We start from the raw sequence: 17,794 nt of genomic DNA on the forward strand, positions 1-17,794 counted from the left end.
AAGATAGGTCAGGAGGGATGTCATTATGCCAGATTACAGGATTATTGTAGATCTTTCTGACCACATGTTATATCTTCTGGACGGCAATCAGGTGATTAAGGGCTATCCCGTAGGCACCGGCAAGATGCTCACGCAGACTCCAAACGGGGAGTTCACTATTATTAACAAACAATCGAATCCAGGTGGGCCATTTGGCGTGTTCTGGATGGGACTGTCTGCTCCCCATTATGGGATACACGGAACCAATGAGCCTTGGTCTATTGGCAAATCCGTCTCCCATGGTTGTATACGCATGTACAACTCGGATGTACTGGATCTGTCTTCCAAGGTATCTGTAGGCACGAGGGTAACGATCCGGCCGTAGGGCCGGATTTTACTTTATAAGAGGTAGTTCAAAAAGTCCACTTTTGATTACGAATCATGCCTAGCGGCATCAGGACTGAAGTGGATGAATTTGGAATTATAGAAATAAGAACATATAATATGGTAAAACTACGGCAGTTACGAGAGAAAGCGAGTGATAGCTATGCTGATCAGGCGGGCGCGTGAAGGGGATGCGGAGGGGATAGCCCATGTACATACGGAGAGTTGGAAAACAACGTATCGGGGAATTGTGCCCGACGATTTTTTTGGATCATTTGACTACAGAATCAAGATTGTCCCAGTGGGAAAAGAATATTCGCTCTGGCGAAAAGGATCAGATTCTGGTAGTAGCTGAACAGCCTGATGGGAACATTGTCGGATTTGCTTGTGGGGGTAAGGAGCGTGAAGGCAAATTAGCTTATGATGGAGAGCTGTACGCCATATATTTGCTGAAGGAAGTGCAACAAACGGGCATAGGTCAGAGACTGTCTACACATGTGGTTAATCATCTGCGAACCCTTAATATGAAACGTTTGATCATATGGGCTTTGGAGCGTAATTCAGCTTGTCGCTTCTATGAAAAGATGGGAGGCACTCCAGTCCAAACACAGTCCATCCGCATCGGTGGTCAAGATCTGATCGAAGTTGGCTACGGATGGGAAGACTTGAGCCTCTTTGGAGAGAAGAGCCTGCCTGACAGATGAAAGACTTACAGGGCGGCAAAATACTGTGGATTGTGTTGTTTCCTTAAGCTTAAGGAATGGAAGGTTAATTCAGGTCTACACGTTTGCGTAATTCTGAACAAGGTTAATGATGTATTACACCGTTGTGCAGGTGTGACATTTAATCTTGATCAGGAGGCGTATTCACATGACTTTAATGGACACTGAACATACAACATGGACGAAACAATATATTAATGGCAGCTGGGTAGATGGCTCCGGTGAGAAAACAATGGAGAATATCAATCCTTATACGGGAGAAGTTATTGCCACATGGCGTTCTTCCAATAAGAAAGACATAGATAAGGCTTATGAGTCAGCTCAGAAAAATTCGATTGAATGGGCGAAGTCATTACCTGCTGCGAAAGAAGAGGTATTGCGTAAAGTTTCATCCCTGATGACAGAGCGAAAAGAGGAGATTATTCAGCTGCTGATCACGGAATCCGGGAGTACCCGAATCAAATCGGAGGCGGAGTTTGCAGCGGCTAAACGCATTGTGGATGAAGCAGCATCTTTTCCTTATCGCATGAAGGGTGAGATTATTCCGTCCAATACTCCTGGCAAAGAGAACCGTGTGGTTCGCGAGCCGAAGGGAGTGATTGGTGTTATCGGGCCGTGGAACTTCCCTTTGCATCTATGCCTGCGATCTGTAGCTCCAGCGATTGCCCTTGGTAATGGTGTGGTGATTAAACCAGCATCAGACACTCCAATTACGGCAGGCTGGCTCATCGCTGATTTGTTTGAACAAGCTGGTCTGCCTGAGGGCGTGCTGAATGTCGTTGCCGGAAGTGGTAGCGAGATCGGGGATTACTTTGTTGCTCATCCGGTTCCAAAAGTAATTTCATTTACGGGTTCCACAGAAGTTGGACAGGGGATCGGTAAACTGGCGGGTGAACATTTAAAAGAAACGGCACTGGAACTAGGTGGTAACAACGCCATGGTTGTGCTGGAAGATGCGGACATTGAACGTGCTGCCGAAGCGGCGGTCTTTGGCAAGTTTCTGCATCAGGGACAGATCTGCATGGCGCTGAATCGTATCATTGTGCATGCCGATATTTACGATAAGTTCGTCGAATCATTTGTTGCCAAAACGAAGAATGTTCAGGCAGGTGATCCGGCGGATGCTAACACACTCGTGGGTCCTCTCATTCGGGAAAAAGAGGTAGAACGATTGCTGGAGCTTGTGAACAAAACCAAGGCCGAAGGTGCACGGTTATTGCTCGGGGGGACCAGTAAAGGCAGCGTGCTGTCTCCTACTGTACTTGCCGATGTTAAACCTGAACAGGATATCGTGCAGCAGGAATTGTTTGGCCCAGTGGCAGTGATCATGAAGGCTCATGATGAGCAGGAAGCTGTACGTTTGGCGAATGATACTCCTTATGGACTTAGTGGTTCTGTATTCACCAAAGATCTGAATCGAGGATATCAGGTTGCCCAGCGCATTGAATCGGGTATGGTGCATGTAAATGATCAGTCTGTGAACGATGAAGCACATGTGATGTTTGGCGGTGAAAAAGCTTCAGGGATTGGACGTTTCGGTGGGGATTGGGCCATTGAGAAGTTTACACGTACGCGTTGGATCAGCATTCAGCACCAATATCGGGAATATCCGGGAGTGAAATAAGTCGAAAAAGAGTGAACTGGCAGGGGCATTTATGAATGATTAGAGTGGGTTATAAAAAGATCGACAAATGATGCGAAAGTCCGTCTCCAGCTTGGTGGGACGGGCTTTTTGCACAATATTACACCTTGGCAAAATACGGCTTAATATAAGAGTTGAAAAGCTGTTTGGGGCTGACGCTATCTGGTTATTTATGGATACACGGAAGAATCGATCCGTAAATCCAATGGCAAAGGGGCTTAAATTCATGTCCATTGACCGCTTTATTCTGAGGAAACTGAATACCTGTCAGGAAGAACATACACGTGCCAATTTGGTTCGGCTGTTTGTCATTCGTATTCGTAAAGCCGAGATTGCGGAAGAACATGATGCCGCCTATGTCCTGAGCAAACTGCACTGAGTGATGGCTGATATAAATTCGATCCGCTGTTAACGTGTATACAACTCAAAAAAGGAAGCTTGTCTATAACGACAGCTTCCTTTTTCATGTCTTGTAATGAAAGTAGCTTGAATGACTCCTTTTAATATAACGATAAAGCAAGGGAGTCGTTTTCACTTCGACTGTGGAGAATGGCTTCTCCATTAACAATCTCAATACTAATTAAAGAATGCAGACATTTTTGAATGGCGCGTTTACCGTTGCTAATTTTATGCTCAAGAGCACTGCTAAGCAATCTTAATGTCTTCTGCATAGGTTGTTTGTTTTCTTGATTAAAATATACAGGGATTGATTTGTTTTGAAAGGTTATTAGGGTTCTCACTTGAAATCACCTCACGGTTGTTATTTCATACAGCTAATATTAAATTCCAATGCTTAAAATTACCTTAAAATCAGCTTATGAAAACATAAAGGTGGGTAATGTTTGAAAAGTGTTCACAATTCAATTGTGAGCGAAGGAATAAAAGTCCTGAAAAACGTAACTTAATTACCATTTAAATGGAACAAAAAACGAAAGTTTTCGTATCCTCGCAATAATTAATTGCATAACTGCCACGAAAGTTCTGAGTCGAATGTACGATATTTTAATATATACGTGGGTCATATGTAACAAAATTACAGGTGGTACATTGCAAACAGGGTGTTTATGTAAGAAAATAGGGTTGATATAACGATTCATTCTCTTTTTTTTGATTTAATCTGACATTAGGACAATTTACATATGAGACCATGGGAGGGATTCGGATGATTCTAACCGTGTATTCCGGACGCGAGGAAGGAGAATGGTTCGACATTGATGTTCCGGACGAATGTACCATTGAACATTTGAAGACATTACTCGGCGTTCGCATTTTTGGACAGGCACCGGGAGACGGCATTCAGTACATCCTTGAAGCCAAGTTTCCGGAAGGTCTGTGGTTCTCTCCGCAGAACGCACAGCAGTTAATGGAAACAGGGTTGCGACAAGGCAGTTGCGTACGTGTCCAGCGGGCTTTTTCAACAACTTCGGAAGAAGCGCCTGTATATGGAAGACGTTCATTGTTTCAACAGGACAGCAACAAATAGGGCTTTTGAACGTATACATTCATTATTGAACGAACTAAAGGAGGTCTTCTCTTCGTGAATGTGTTATATCAGCGTTCTCCAAGAATGACACCGGTTCTCAAGGAAGAGAGACTCGAAATACTCAGGCCTCCAACAGAACCGAGCAAACCCACGTTTTCCATGATATCCATTATTGTGCCGATCATGATGACTATGGTCAGCATTGGTTTCTACGTATATATCAATATGACCGGCAAAATGGGCAACAGCAATTATATGATGTTTCAGATGATGACGGTCATGATGATGCTTACTTCTTACACCATTCCATTCTTCGTGTATCTGAGCAACAAGAAATCATATCGCAAAAAATTGGAAGAACGTAAAACAATGTATCTTGCCCAATTGGACAAACACCGGGAAGAACTGAAAGAAGCTCAGGCGGAGCAAGTGAAGAGCCTGTATGAAATCCATGGTGATCCGGGTGTATGTCTTCAAGTGGTGAAGAACCGGAACAGTTCCTTGTGGGAGCGTTCACCAGAGGATGATGATTTCCTTCAGGTGCGCATTGGTACGGGAGAGATTCCATTCCGCATCAAACTTCAGGTTCCGCGGATTGATGGTTATGAGAAGGATGAGCTGATTGAAGCGGCCCATGAACTTGCGGCTGAATTTCAGACGGTACCGGATGCTTCCATTACATTACCTTTGTTCCAATCGAAGGTTATGGGACTTGTCGGTGATCGGGAGGAAGTGCTTGCTTCCCTGCGAGTCATCATCTCACAACTGACGGTACGCCATTCCCCGGATGAATTGAAGCTTGCTGCTTTCTATGAAGAAAAGGACAGCAAGGAATGGGACTGGCTTCGCTGGATGCCCCATATCTGGGATGAAGACCAAGGACAACGCTATATGGCCGACAGGCACAGCGGTGCGCATCAATTGGCGGACAGCTTGTTTTCCGTGTTGAACCGGCGTCGTAACAATAAGGAAGACCGCTACAAGAAAAGCGTACAAACACCATGTTACGTTGTAATTCTCTCCGATACGCAATTAATTGAAGAAGAACCGTTACTCCCCTTGCTGCTGGAATCGGCTCAGGAAATTGATGTATGCACTATCATACTGGCTAATCGCAAAGAGTCTCTACCGATGCATTGTCAGTTGATTATGGATGCCTCCAAAGGCAAAGGGGTGTATATCAAAAAAACGGAAGATGCAGATGTTATTCAACAAGCGTACAAGCCTGATGTGATCTCGAAAGAGATGGCAGAGGCGCTTTCCCGTTATATGTCACCGATCCGGTTAAAGCGGTCATCTGCTTCGGATATCCCACAAGTACTTCCGTTATTCGATATGCTGAGCACGTCACGCGTGGAAGATCTGGATGTGGTGTCCAGGTGGGGACAGACGAGATATCCTGACACACTGCCCGTACCAATGGGTGTACGAGCTGGCGGCAAAAAAATTGCGATAAACCTGCATGACAAAATTGAACGTCAGGGTCATGGTCCCCATGGTCTGATTGCAGGTACAACCGGTTCAGGTAAAAGTGAAGTCATCCAGTCCATCGTAGCTTCACTGGCTGCTGAATTCCACCCCCATGATCTGGCCTTCATGCTGATTGACTATAAAGGTGGCGGGATGTCCAATACATTTGTTGATCTGCCTCATGTGGTGGGGACGATCACCAATCTGGATGGAAATCTGATCGAGCGGGCAAATATCTCACTTCGGGCCGAACTGGTCAGAAGGCAAAAAATATTAAATGATGCGGGAAACCTCCAGCATATTGATGAATATTACAAGATTCTGCGTTCCAGACATGAACAGCCACTGCCACATCTGGTTATTATCATTGACGAGTTTGCTCAATTGAAGCGGGACCAGCCGGAGTTCATGGATGAATTGATCAGTATAGCGGCCATTGGCCGGACACTTGGGGTTCATCTAATTCTGGCAACTCAAAAGCCAGCTGGTGTTGTAGACGATAAAATATGGAGTAATTCGCGCTTCCGGATCTGCCTTCGCGTACAAAGTGAGGGAGATAGCAGGGACATGATCAAGATTCCAAATGCTGCCTGGATTACAAAGCCTGGTCGCGGATATTTCCAGGTTGGTAGTGATGAAGTGTTTGAAGAAATGCAATTTGCCTGGAGTGGTGCACCTTATAACCAGCAGGAGGATTCAACAACGGTATTGCCTGTTATGGAGGTGCGCCTGAACGGTAAGCGGGAGCCACTGTTAACTGGAGAGCGCAGAGCCGTTCTCAAAGGTGAAGATGTTCCGAAACAGCTTCAGGTATTTATTGATTATGTTGCGCAGTCTGCAGCGGATGCGGGTATCCGTCGTTTGCCAGGACCATGGTTGCCACCTTTACCAGAGACACTGGAATGGGAAGGTCTTCAGGAATGGCAGGAAGAAGAGAATCGGGATCTGCTGCTTGATGGCGGAGCGAGTGGTCTGAAACCACTGGTTGGTTTGCTGGATGATCTCCCTAATCAGCGCCAACAACCGCTCGCATTGCCTGTGGATCAAGGACATCTGGTCGTGTACGGCATGCCAGGACTGGGCAAAACAACATTTGTTCAGACCTTGCTTATGTCTTTGGCCCGTTCCCATAGAACTGAGCCTTGGCATGGTTACATTATCGATATGGGCCGTATGATGAAAGACTTTGCAGCATTACCTCAGATCGGTGGCGTGATGATGGCTGAAGAGGAAGACCGGATCAAGCGGTTATTCCGCTATATTCTTAAGCTGTCAGCACAACGTAAAGATATCATCTCGGAGGCGGGGGTTAAAACGATTTCGGCCTACCGCCGGACAGCTCACGCGGCTGTCCCGCAGGTTGTGGTCGTTATTGATGGTTATCTTTCATTCCGCAATGCCTATCCGGAAGAGAATGAACTTCTGGAGACGATCTTGCGTGAAGGCGGAAGTCTGGGTATCACCTTTGTGCTCACCGCCAATCGGGTAACAGATGTATTTGAAAAATTCAGAAGCAATATTCCCAATGCGGTTTCATTTGAGTTATCCGATCCAAGCGATTATTATTATGCCGTGGGAAGACCTTCCAAGGCGCCAAGCCAACTTCCGCCAGGAAGAGGTCTGGTCAAAGGGCAAGTGCCTCCGTTAATGTTCCAGGCGGCATTACCTTCTTCCGGGGCAGATGAGGGCAAGCGTTCATCGGCACTGCGCCGTACGATTGCTGAGATTCGCCAAGGCTGGACAGGGGAAGAAGCGCCGCAGATTGCTCCACTTCCGGAAGAGATTAAACTGAAGGATCTGCTCATTCGGACAGGAACATATGGTCAGGCTTGGGATACATCGTCTGTAACTGTCCCTGTGGGACTGCTTACGGATGATCTGGAGCCATTCGAGCTTAATCTGCGTGAAGGTCCGCATTTCATGGTAACGAGTCCGATGGAAGGCGGCAAAACGACATTTTTATTGACATGGATGTTATCACTGGCTTATCATGCTTCTCCGGAAGCTGTGCAAATATACACAGTAGATATGCGTTATGGCTCAGGTGGGCTGGGGGAAATCAGCAGTTTGCCCCATGTCCGTGGACATGTATCGCGAGAAGAACAGCTTGCACCTGTCATTCAACAGTTGTACGATGAAGTTCTGAAAAGAGGCGAGATTTCCGGTGGACCGGAACTTGTGCTCGTCATCGACGATGCGGACACTTTGTCCAAGCAGCTAAACGATTTTAATGTAAAAGATCAATTGGGAGCGATTGTTCGTCAAGGAAGGGATCGCGGTGTACACGTGATTCTATCCGGAGTTCCGGCAGACTTCCCAACCTTTGGTTCTGACTGGGTAACGGATGTGAAGGCTTCCCAGAGCGGAATGCTGTTCGGGACTTTAGACCCTAACGATCTCTCGTTCTTCCGTATACCTTATTCCGAATCCGGAGGTAGTTCAGGTGGGCTGAAGGTACTGCCTCCGGGTCAAGGTTATTATGTGAAACGTAAATATTCCAGGGTTAAAGGTGCAGTTCCATGTGATGACAGCTGGAAAATGACCGATTGGATTTCTGAAATTCGTGACCGATGGCATGTTGTAGTTTGAGGGGAGGTGGCTCATAATGTTGACGGTTCATGATTCTAAGCAAAAGGTAGTCACGTTGCAAACAAAGGAACTTTTTTTCCTGGCTGGTATTCTCGGTTCAGACCGACTGCTTGGTGTGGAAGATCCGTTTCGCGGCTATATGGCGGAAGATATCGCGATGGAGTGGGAGCGTGTCAAAACCTCCCTGCTTGACAAAGGATATCTGATTCGGGATCAGGATACTGATGAGCTGATCATGACACCGACCGTTTTCTCCAGGGTAGCCATTGCCGGATTGTCCGACAGAGCTTGTTGGATTCGCTACACGATCAACGGCAAGTCGTATGAGAGTTATATACATTGCACGGATGAGCGGGTCGTTGAAGTTTCCCGTGTTGACGACGTACCGGACTCGTTCCGGCTCAGCGATCTGGGAAGTGTTCGTGAAGCCATTGATGTTCTGATAGAGCGGATGAAATGGAGCGGCCATTCTCCTGCGGAGAAACCGGCCCTAATGTGCTCCAAGAAAAAATTTTATGATGTCATGAATGAGCTCGAAAACAGCGGAGTACAGACCGTAGCAGCGGAACTCGAACAGGAGACAAGTGATCCTGAGGGCTCACTTGCACTGGCACGCTGTCTGGTGGGTAAGGAGTCAGACGGGGAGCTTAGGTTGCTTGTTTGGAATGAAGACGGGTGGAAGTCGCAGTCCGCAGCCTTTGCTGCAAGTGCGGTATCCAACTGGTTGTTCCGGATGAGCACTGCGGCTTCAGATGATTGGCTAGTTGCAGCACTGACGACTAGAGAACAGTTTCACGAGATGCTGCTGGACTGGCTTAAACAGCCTGCAGGGGAAGAGGAAAGGTGATGGTAAATGCGCATTCGTGTGGAACCGGATGTGCTTCGGGCACTGAGCAAGCAGATTCAGTATGCAGCGGAGCAAATACAGCAAAAGATGACAGTGTTGGATCAGGCGATTCATTCGCTGGAGTGGGAGGTTGAATCCCGCGCAGCGGTGATGAATGAATGGAATCACAGTAAACGACTGGGCGAGGATGCGCTGCGTCGATTAATGGACTTAAGCGTACAGCTGGGACGCAAAGCGTTGTTATTCCAGCAGGCAGACATGGAGTATCGTTCCGTGCTGAGTCATGTGAACACAGCCTATGGTAATGCGGTCAATATGCTGAATGTTCTTCAGAACAATCGTACAGGAGAAATCATGCCTGCACATTCTGCAACTGTAGCTGTAGTATCCGATCCCCTTTCCGCAATGGCGGCCGTATATCGTGTACAGGATGCCGCTCCGCCTGATGGCTCCCCGGCTACACTGGTGCAGGCTATGCAGCCTGAGCCTGTAGCATGGAGATTCACAGATCCTTCCTTTCGGGGAAGAAGAGGGACCGAGCCTGTTGTTTCCTGAACAGGGTGAATAAAAGTAACAGCAGAAAGTGAATCTTTTTTTGTAAATAGGCTGTTAGGAGAAGTTTCAAGTGCTGAAAATGGGGTAAATAGGATTAGGTCCTTCGGCTTTTGTCCGATCGATCCTGGTATAGTACAATTTGAACAAGTAAAAATTTAATTGCACAAACCAAGGAGGAATTTACAAATGGCAGGACGTATTTTAGTTACCCCAGAGCAGCTTGATCAGGTTTCCAACCAATTTAAACAAAGCGGTGAGCAAAGTCAGCAAATCGTATCTACATTGACTCAATCCATCACAAGCATGGAAGGACAATGGGAAGGTATGACAAAGCAACGCTTCTTCCAAGAGTTCCAAGAAGCTAGCAAACAAATGCAATCATTCGTTCAAACGCTGAACAGCATCAGCGCTGAACTTACAGCTATTGCTAACAAATTCCGTACAGCTGACCAAGCTCGTTAATCTGCTTTACATAGATCAGGCCGATGTGAAGAAGTCTGAATTCGTCCTGAATTATAGGTGGATAGCAAGCTGAAGATGTACAACTACAGCAAAAACCGGGCGTTGTCACAACACCCGGTTTTTGCTGCAACTATGACACTAGGACAGAGAGAGGGATAAGCATGTCTTTTCAACCAAATCCCGGGGATGAAGTGGTGATTAACGACATTGCCTATACGATTGGGCAACATCCGGCAGCGCCGGGTCTGGCTTATGCCCAAGCCGGAAGGCAGGGGATTGTTTATCAGTTGTTACCCCGAAATGGTTCCATTCATGGGGCCAAAGCACTAAAAGTATTTTTTCCTAAATTCCGTATTCCGGCTATGGTTTATCAGTCTGAGCATATGGAGTCTTATAGTGAACTGCCAGGTTTGCAGGTATGCAAGCGTGATGTGCTCACTCCGGAAAGAAACGGAGCGCTCATTGGAAAACATCCCGATCTGTTATATGCGGTGTTGATGCCATGGGTGCAAGGTCAGACCTGGTTCGATGTGATCAGTGATCAGAGACAGTTGACGGCTGAGGAGAGCCTGAAGCTGGCTAGAGCGCTTGCTGGAACAGGTTCGGCTATGGAACAACGTGGACTGGCTCATTGCGATATGTCCGCTCCCAATGTAATGATTCCGTTTTTTTCCGAAGTGGAGAACCTGGGGAAGATGTCTGCGGTAGAACTTGTGGATGTCGAGCAGATGTACGGTTCCAAGATGGATCGTCCGGATGCCCTGCTTGCCGGGTCCCCCGGTTATGCAGCCCATCGAACAGTGCACAGCGGTTTGTGGAGTTCATATGCTGACCGATTTGCCGGAGCGGTTATTATTGCTGAAATGTTAAGCTGGTCCGACCCTGTGATTGTAGAGAAAGCGTGGGGCGAAAGTTATTTTGATCAGCATGAAATGCAAACGGTGAGTGAACGGTATTATGCGATGCGGGAGTCCCTTGAGAAGCGTTGGGGTTCCAAACTGTCCGATCTGTTTATTCGAGCTTGGGAAAGTCACGATCTGAGCAGCTGTCCGACGTTTGGTGAGTGGTATGTTGCATTGGCTGCGGTAGACGTGGATCAGGCTAATGCAGCGGCTGCTGTGACAGCGGAAGAAGAAGCTGCCAATTCGTCCGAAGCTGATGTGAATCTGAAAAAGAGCTCAGAACCAGTAAGTGAACCGGTGAATACGCAAGACGGGAACCGTCCTCAAACGCCGCACTCTCCCGATCAGGAAGCGGTTGTGAACCGTCTGTTCCTGCAAGCAAGAGCCCTGGAGGATGAAGATAAACCGGCTGCAGCACTGGAAGTGTACCGCTCGCTTTATCATTTTATTCCTCATAACAGCGCGATGCAGATGGAAGTCGAGGCTGCAATTAAGGAACTGGATGCAAAGCTTAATCCAAAAGAAGACACAGACAAACCTGTACCTGTGCCATTCTACAGATCCAAAAAGTTCATGATTTCCTCCGCTGTGCTTATTGTATTGCTGGCAGGTGGCGTGCCAACGGTCAAAATACTCGCCGATCAGGCAGAGGTGAAACAGAAAGAACAGCAGGAAGCCACACGACTGGCAGATATCAAAGCTGCGGAAGAGGCTGAAGCAGCAAAGGCAGCTGCGCTCAAACAGCAGGAAGAGCAAGAGAAACAAAAGGCCGCAGATGCTGCAAAACTGGACGCAGAGGAAAAGAAAAAACTTGCTGAAGCCAAGCAGAAGGAAGCTGAAGCAAAGAAAAAAGAAGAAGAACGTAAGGCGTTACAGGCCAAGTACGACAAACAGGCGAAATATGAGGCCTTTCTGGTGAAGCAGGAACAGCAGAAGAAAGAAGCCGCTAAGAGAGCGCAGCAGGAGAAGTACGATAAACAGGCAAAATATGAAGCTTATCTGGTCTGGAAAAAAGAGAATGATGCGAAGCTTGCAAAACAGGAAGCGGAGCGTAAAGCGGCAGCTGAAGTTAAACGTCAACAGGAGATTGCTCAGAAAGCAGCTCTGAAGAAAAAACGTGCCCAGAATGTGGTCACGCTGATTGCTCATTACAATAAAACGTATAACGCGCAAAAAGGCAGAAAAATTGAAAATGCGGAAGCGTATGCCCGTGATTTTAAAAATCTCTACAATACAGATGCTTCCTATTTCAAAGGTGTCGGCAAAGTGGCCGCTCGAATGAGTGCCATTAACAAATTCCTGAGCAACAACAGTTATACGTTGCCCAACTTATAAAATAACACGTGAATGAATGATGGAGGTGACTCACCCTAGATGAACTACACAATTCAAGCATCACAGCGTACACCTGCACTTATTATATATTTAATTGATATTAGCGCCTCCATGAACATGGTTCTGGAAAATCGTCGACGGATTGACGTCGTCTATGATGCCTTATCTCTCGCGATCCGCCAAATGGTATTTCGCTCTACAAAGGGAAATCGTCTGACACCTCGCTATCGTATAGCCATATTGGCTTACAGCGATGATGTATATGACTTGTTGAACGGAATCAAAGGGATTGACGAAATCGCTGCCGTTGGTTCTTTGCCTGACCTGACTCCGAGACGGTTTTCAGATTCTGCGAAGGCTTTCCTGCAGGCGGAAAAGATTCTACAGGCCGAAATTCCGAATATGCAGGACTGTCCTGCGCCACTTGTATGCCACATGACCGATGGGGTAGCCACGGGTGAAGATCCCGAACCTATTGCCAAAAGAATCATGGGTATGAGTGTACCTGACGGCAATGTACTGGTGGAGAATATTTTTATATCGGATCATCTGCTGGAAGGACCAATTGCTGAACCTAGAAGATGGAAGGGAATCTCTTCGGAAACGAATCTACAGGATGAGCATGGAGAGAAGCTGCGGAATATGTCATCTGTCCTGCCCGAAAGTTATCGGGAAATGCTTGTTGAAGCTGATTATTTGCTTGCACCCGGTGCACTCATGATGCTGCCAGGTACATGTGCAGAATTGGTATCAATCGGATTCCAGATGTCCGCTGCTACGCCTGTGAGATAGGAGGGGAATCATGAGAGCGATGCGTTTGGCAACATTGTCTGCTGGAGATAAGGGGGGCCATGCCGAGCAACGGCATGGCAACTTTCGCTATGTGAGTGTACAGACCGGGGAACAGCCGCTAACTCGCTATCAAGGCACATTTAAGTGCAGATATGGTTATGGCAGAGCGGCTGAGACGGTTCATCAGGGAGATACCGGACAGGACTTTGCTGCGGTACGTATGAAAGGGAATATCTGCAATTTTGTTTTGTGTGATGGGGTAGGCATGAGTTACCTGGGCGATTTTGCAGCGCGTTTTCTGGGGAATGCTTTGCTGGATTGGTTGGAAACGACGCAACACACAACGGTAGAGGGTGTTGAGCGTCTTCTCCATGATCTAACCCTTCCCGCATCGGAGCAATTGGAGAAATTACAGCCACTGGAAAGTTCCCCTTTGTTGCTGCGTGAAGTGTTGATGGAAAAGCGAAGTCGGGGCAGTCAGGCCATGTATGTGTGTGGGCGGATCGAGCTCACGGGAGGCGGCCGCAAAAGCCGTGTATGGTTAGCGTGGCAAGGAGATTCCCGTATTCGCCTGTGGCGTAATGGTCAGGAACAGTCTGAATTATTTCAGACTCACTGCAAGACAAATGAGCGTTGGTCTACACTTGAAGGACCTGTTGGTGGTAAGCCGCACATCTGCGAGATGAAAGGGTCGGCAGGAGATTCGCTGCGTCTTCAGTTATATACAGATGGATTAAATGATCTGGATGCCATTCAAGCCTATGTCCCGGATGAACACATTCAGGTACTACTGGATGCTACACATACGGGCGGACTTGAAGATGATGCCGCTTTCATTGAGCTGGAATGGTGAGTGCCGGATATCAAGTTGTGGATCGATCCTGATGAAGCTGTGACAGCGGCGAAGATCAACTCTGAAAAAACTTGCTGGTGTTGATTTAAAAGACACTCTTTTTGGGTAATCTTGTGAAGAATTGACTTGAAGTACAACCTCTTTAACGATGAGCTTGAACGTACATTCTTACATAATTGCTAAAATGAAGGAGTGGAATGGATAATGACACAACATAACGGCAAGTCACGGTTCCAGGGTAAGGTTGCGATTATTACCGGAGCAGGCTCCGGTATCGGGAAAGCCACTGCGGTCAAGCTGGCTAAAGAGGGTGCACATGTTGCATTGTTTGATCTGGTGAATGATCGGATCTCGGAAACGGAAGCAGAGATTAATGCGCTGCACCCTGGTGCGGCAAGAGCATTTGATGTAGACATTTCCGACCCGGCACGTGTGGAAAAGGCTGTACTGGAAACCGTTGAGTTATTCGGCGGTTTGGACATTGTTTTTGCCAATGCGGGCATTAACGGTGTATCGGCACCCATTGAGGAAATTCAGGTTGAAGATTGGCAGCAGATTATTACAACCAATCTGAATGGTACATTTTTCACGATTAAATATGCATTGCCTCACGTGAAAAAACGGGGTGGCGGCAGTATCATCATCACAAGTTCAATTAATGGCAATCAACGCTTCTCAAGCTTTGGCATGTCGGCGTACAGCACGTCCAAGGCAGGGCAGGTTGCTTTTGCCAAGATGGCTGCACTTGAGCTGGCGAAGTTCAAGATACGTGTGAACGTGATCTGCCCAGGAGCGATTGCGACAAATATCGATCAAAGTACGGTCAAAACGGATGATCTACAGCAGATCATTATTCCGATGGAGTTCCCGGAAGGTCAGCAGCCACTTGCAGACGGTCCGGGTCAGCCGGAACATGTTGCCGATCTGGTAAGCTTCCTTGCATCGTCCGAATCCAGACATATTACCGGAGCAGAGATCGTGATTGATGGTGCAGAATCATTGCTCAGCTAAGTGAGCATTCTGGATAAATTTCATTTTTGCTAAGGCGCGTCTTAGGGTGTGTCTGCGATAGTCGTTCCTCTGGAACGGCTTTTTTTGTTATAATGCTAACATTCGATTAAAGATGCTGAAGAGCATTAGGGTACATTCATTAGGAGCGATCATATGCATATAGAGTTACCGATACAAGAGATTATTCCTGAGTTAAGACAGTTATTTCGGGATCAAGATACAGGTGTGTTAATTGCAGAGCCGGGGGCGGGAAAAACAACTGTTGTACCGCTGGCTTTGCTGGAGGAGCCGTGGGTTGTGGGACGGAAAATCATAATGCTGGAACCCCGAAGGCTGGCTGCGCGTTCGGCTGCATCGAGACTGGCGGCTACGCTTGGGGAAAAAGCGGGGCAGACCGTAGGATACCGTGTACGCATGGATACCAGGGTGAGTCAGGGGACACGCATTGAAGTTGTGACGGAAGGGGTATTGACCCGGATGTTGCAGCAGGACCAGGGGCTTGAGGATACGGCGATGATTATATTCGATGAATTCCATGAGCGGCACCTACACGGGGACTTGGGTTTGGCTCTGGCACTGGAATCCCGAGCGATGTTACGTCCAGATCTGAAATTGCTGGTGATGTCGGCTACCCTTGATCCTGATCCTGTCTGTGCATTGCTTGGCGAAGGTACAGGATCAATTCATTGTCCGGGTCGCACGTTTCCGGTGGAAACACAATATGTGCCGAGACCAGCAGCCATGCCACTGGAACAATTCACGGCTCAGACGGTGACCAAGGCATTAGCCGAACAGGAGGGGGACGTGCTTGTTTTTCTTCCTGGCGCAAGAGAGATACACCGTACAGAGCGGGAGTTATCGAATGGTTCTCTTCCTGGACATGTGAAAGTTCATTCTCTGTATGGCAGTATGCCGGTGGAACAACAGGATGAGGCCATACGTCCGGCGGCTGAAGGCACACGCAAAGTGGTACTGTCCACCTCCATTGCGGAATCCAGCCTCACACTTGCTGGAGTTAAGATTGTGGTAGACGCAGGGCTGAGCCGTGCATCGGCATTCTCGCCGCGCACGGGCATGAGCCGACTTGTCACCCTGCCGGTGTCCAAGGCGTCAGCCGATCAACGGCGGGGTCGTGCAGGGCGAATTGCCCCGGGGGTGTGTTACCGGCTATGGAGCGAAGAGGTTCATGGGGGACTGCCTGAGGCAGCTCGCCCGGAGATCACCTCCGCGGATCTTGCGCCGCTGGCGCTGGAGCTTGCCGTCTGGGGTGTCCAGTCCCCAGCAGAGCTGCAATGGCTGGACACCCCGCCTGACGCCGCCTACGGCCAGGCACAGGCGCTGCTGCGCCAGCTGGGCGGCCTTGACGACGCAGGCCGCATCACGCCCTTCGGGCGGCGGATGAACACGCTTGGCGTGCATCCGCGACTGGCCAGCATGCTGCTCCGCGCAGCGGAGCTTGGGCTGGCCAGCTACGCCAGCATGCTGGCGGCACTGCTGCAGGAGCCTGCGGGCCTCCGCAGCAGTGGTAGTGCAGGCGCGGGCACGGACCTCCGCCCGCGCGTAGAGGCGCTGCTGACCGCGGACAGCAGCGGCATGCCGCAAGCGGCAGCGGCTGTCGCAGACGGCGCGGCCGTGCGGCGCATGCTCCAGGAGAGCCGCCAGCTGCGCTCGGCGCTCGGCCCGGCGGCCGATCCGGTGCGGCCGGATGAGGACAGCTGCGGATTGCTGCTGTCCTTCGCCTATCCGGACCGGATCGGGCAACGCCGGGAGGATGGCCGCTATCTGCTGAGCAGCGGCCGCGGCGTACGGCTCGCAGCGACAGAATCGCTGAGCCGTTCAGCGTATCTGGTCGCAGCCGAGGCAGACGACCAGGGCGCAGATGCGCGCATCCTGCTGGCTGCGCCGTTGCAGGAGCAGACCTTGTTGCAGGTAGGTCAGCACTTGCTGCACAATGAAGTGCAAGTGGCCTGGGATTCCAATACCCGCAGCGTACGGGCACATAAGAGACTTCGTATTGGAGCCCTTGTGATTAAAGAAAGCAGTATTGCACAGCCGCCTGAAGATCAGGTGCTGGAAGCACTGTTAAACGGGATACGGATGGAAGGACTGGATTGTCTGCCCTGGACAAAAACGTCCAGACAACTTGCGGACAGGCTGCGGTTCCTGCATCTCCATCTACCTGAGTGGCCTGACCTGATCGAAGATGATCTGACCGAAGAGTTGGCAGAACATCTTACCCCTTATCTGACAGGCATGCGATCGGCAGCCGACCTGAAGAGATTGTCGATGCAGGATGTATTACTGGGTGGATTGAGCTGGATGCAACGACAACAACTGGACGATGAAGCGCCGACGCATATACAGGTGCCCAGTGGTTCACGTATTCCCGTGGACTACAGCCGTCCAGAGGACCCGGCGCTGGCGGTGAGATTACAGGAGATGTTTGGACAACAGGAGACACCGCGTATAGCGGGTGGGCGAGTCCCGTTGACCATCCATTTGTTATCGCCGGCTCAGCGACCTGTACAGGTTACACGAGACTTGGCCAATTTCTGGCGAGAGACGTACTTTGACGTCAAAAAAGATCTGAAAGGTCGATATCCGAAGCACTACTGGCCGGATAATCCACTTGAAGCGGTCGCCACAAATCGGGCCAAACCACGGGGGAAATAGATGAATTATTTCGTTTTTTCAAATATCAACGATTTGGCTCCCAAAGGGCGCTCTTCATCAGGCTTAGACTGTGCTGGAACAACGGTAGGTTTTGT

15 protein-coding genes are annotated in these 17,794 nt (G+C 48.8%); 14 read left to right on the plus strand and 1 reads right to left on the minus strand.

Annotated elements, in window-relative coordinates; all coding sequences use genetic code 11:
- Nucleotides 1-25 precede the first annotated feature (25 nt).
- The 4 genes from MHI12_RS11585 (at nucleotide 26) to MHI12_RS11600 (ending at nucleotide 3,106) form a co-directional block, all read left to right on the plus strand.
- The gene (locus tag MHI12_RS11585) at nucleotides 26-364 is read left to right on the plus strand and encodes a L,D-transpeptidase (RefSeq protein WP_036609207.1); all 339 of its coding nucleotides are present in this window, start codon (nucleotides 26-28) and stop codon (nucleotides 362-364) included.
- Between the two features lie 208 nt (nucleotides 365-572).
- Nucleotides 573-1,067 (plus strand): GNAT family N-acetyltransferase, encoded by a 495-nt coding sequence (locus tag MHI12_RS11590; protein WP_405172409.1) that lies wholly within the window; start codon nucleotides 573-575, stop codon nucleotides 1,065-1,067.
- A gap of 166 nt (nucleotides 1,068-1,233) precedes the next feature.
- Nucleotides 1,234-2,709: an aldehyde dehydrogenase family protein gene (locus tag MHI12_RS11595; RefSeq protein ID WP_405172410.1), complete on the plus strand. Its 1,476-nt coding sequence runs from the start codon at nucleotides 1,234-1,236 to the stop codon at nucleotides 2,707-2,709.
- A gap of 244 nt (nucleotides 2,710-2,953) precedes the next feature.
- Nucleotides 2,954-3,106: a hypothetical protein gene (locus tag MHI12_RS11600; RefSeq protein WP_164783094.1), complete on the plus strand. Its 153-nt coding sequence runs from the start codon at nucleotides 2,954-2,956 to the stop codon at nucleotides 3,104-3,106.
- A gap of 121 nt (nucleotides 3,107-3,227) precedes the next feature.
- Here MHI12_RS11600 and MHI12_RS11605 read toward each other — a convergent pair whose 3' ends face one another.
- Nucleotides 3,228-3,467 (minus strand): hypothetical protein, encoded by a 240-nt coding sequence (locus MHI12_RS11605; RefSeq protein WP_074094612.1) that lies wholly within the window; start codon nucleotides 3,465-3,467, stop codon nucleotides 3,228-3,230.
- 422 nt (nucleotides 3,468-3,889) lie between these two features.
- On the opposite strand from MHI12_RS11605, the gene MHI12_RS11610 reads away from it, so the two are divergent.
- The 10 genes from MHI12_RS11610 to hrpB all read left to right on the plus strand — a co-directional run bounded on the left by MHI12_RS11610 (nucleotide 3,890) and on the right by hrpB (nucleotide 17,699).
- On the plus strand, nucleotides 3,890-4,210 hold the full coding sequence (locus MHI12_RS11610) for a hypothetical protein (RefSeq protein WP_221825192.1): 321 nt from the start codon (nucleotides 3,890-3,892) through the stop codon (nucleotides 4,208-4,210).
- A gap of 54 nt (nucleotides 4,211-4,264) precedes the next feature.
- Nucleotides 4,265-8,269 (plus strand): type VII secretion protein EssC, encoded by a 4,005-nt coding sequence (gene essC / locus MHI12_RS11615; RefSeq protein WP_405172411.1) that lies wholly within the window; start codon nucleotides 4,265-4,267, stop codon nucleotides 8,267-8,269.
- Between the two features lie 16 nt (nucleotides 8,270-8,285).
- Nucleotides 8,286-9,116 (plus strand): hypothetical protein, encoded by an 831-nt coding sequence (locus MHI12_RS11620; RefSeq protein ID WP_047842537.1) that lies wholly within the window; start codon nucleotides 8,286-8,288, stop codon nucleotides 9,114-9,116.
- Nucleotides 9,117-9,122: 6 nt separating this feature from the next.
- On the plus strand, nucleotides 9,123-9,671 hold the full coding sequence (locus tag MHI12_RS11625; RefSeq protein WP_017689072.1) for a WXG100 family type VII secretion target: 549 nt from the start codon (nucleotides 9,123-9,125) through the stop codon (nucleotides 9,669-9,671).
- 186 nt (nucleotides 9,672-9,857) lie between these two features.
- A complete protein-coding gene (locus MHI12_RS11630) occupies nucleotides 9,858-10,133 on the plus strand; it encodes a WXG100 family type VII secretion target (protein ID WP_017689071.1) in 276 nt (91 codons plus the stop codon).
- Between the two features lie 161 nt (nucleotides 10,134-10,294).
- Complete coding sequence (locus tag MHI12_RS11635; RefSeq protein WP_338708516.1) at nucleotides 10,295-12,370, plus strand: hypothetical protein; 2,076 nt, start codon at nucleotides 10,295-10,297, stop codon at nucleotides 12,368-12,370.
- Nucleotides 12,371-12,409: 39 nt separating this feature from the next.
- Nucleotides 12,410-13,162 (plus strand): vWA domain-containing protein, encoded by a 753-nt coding sequence (locus MHI12_RS11640; protein WP_017689069.1) that lies wholly within the window; start codon nucleotides 12,410-12,412, stop codon nucleotides 13,160-13,162.
- A 10-nt stretch (nucleotides 13,163-13,172) separates the two neighbouring features.
- On the plus strand, nucleotides 13,173-14,015 hold the full coding sequence (locus MHI12_RS11645) for a protein phosphatase 2C domain-containing protein (protein ID WP_036609194.1): 843 nt from the start codon (nucleotides 13,173-13,175) through the stop codon (nucleotides 14,013-14,015).
- Nucleotides 14,016-14,219: 204 nt separating this feature from the next.
- Complete coding sequence (locus tag MHI12_RS11650; protein ID WP_017689067.1) at nucleotides 14,220-15,026, plus strand: SDR family NAD(P)-dependent oxidoreductase; 807 nt, start codon at nucleotides 14,220-14,222, stop codon at nucleotides 15,024-15,026.
- A 153-nt stretch (nucleotides 15,027-15,179) separates the two neighbouring features.
- Complete coding sequence (hrpB, locus tag MHI12_RS11655) at nucleotides 15,180-17,699, plus strand: ATP-dependent helicase HrpB (protein ID WP_405172412.1); 2,520 nt, start codon at nucleotides 15,180-15,182, stop codon at nucleotides 17,697-17,699.
- The last annotated feature ends 95 nt before the right edge of the window (nucleotides 17,700-17,794 follow it).

Origin of the sequence: Paenibacillus sp. FSL H8-0280, from assembly GCF_045040665.1 — a bacterium.
GTDB classification, from domain to species: Bacteria; Bacillota; Bacilli; order Paenibacillales; family Paenibacillaceae; genus Paenibacillus; species Paenibacillus xylanexedens_A.

Coding starts and splice junctions, on each gene's coding strand:
- MHI12_RS11625 (WP_017689072.1), top strand. CDS start 9,123: ATGCGCATTCGTGTGGAACCGGATGTGCTTCGGGCACTGAGCAAGCAG.
- MHI12_RS11595 (WP_405172410.1), top strand. CDS start 1,234: ATGACTTTAATGGACACTGAACATACAACATGGACGAAACAATATATT.
- MHI12_RS11620 (WP_047842537.1), top strand. CDS start 8,286: ATGTTGACGGTTCATGATTCTAAGCAAAAGGTAGTCACGTTGCAAACA.
- MHI12_RS11645 (WP_036609194.1), top strand. CDS start 13,173: ATGAGAGCGATGCGTTTGGCAACATTGTCTGCTGGAGATAAGGGGGGC.
- MHI12_RS11630 (WP_017689071.1), top strand. CDS start 9,858: ATGGCAGGACGTATTTTAGTTACCCCAGAGCAGCTTGATCAGGTTTCC.
- MHI12_RS11650 (WP_017689067.1), top strand. CDS start 14,220: ATGACACAACATAACGGCAAGTCACGGTTCCAGGGTAAGGTTGCGATT.
- MHI12_RS11610 (WP_221825192.1), top strand. CDS start 3,890: ATGATTCTAACCGTGTATTCCGGACGCGAGGAAGGAGAATGGTTCGAC.
- MHI12_RS11590 (WP_405172409.1), top strand. CDS start 573: ATGTACATACGGAGAGTTGGAAAACAACGTATCGGGGAATTGTGCCCG.
- MHI12_RS11635 (WP_338708516.1), top strand. CDS start 10,295: ATGTCTTTTCAACCAAATCCCGGGGATGAAGTGGTGATTAACGACATT.
- MHI12_RS11585 (WP_036609207.1), top strand. CDS start 26: ATGCCAGATTACAGGATTATTGTAGATCTTTCTGACCACATGTTATAT.
- MHI12_RS11640 (WP_017689069.1), top strand. CDS start 12,410: ATGAACTACACAATTCAAGCATCACAGCGTACACCTGCACTTATTATA.
- MHI12_RS11600 (WP_164783094.1), top strand. CDS start 2,954: ATGTCCATTGACCGCTTTATTCTGAGGAAACTGAATACCTGTCAGGAA.
- hrpB (WP_405172412.1), top strand. CDS start 15,180: ATGCATATAGAGTTACCGATACAAGAGATTATTCCTGAGTTAAGACAG.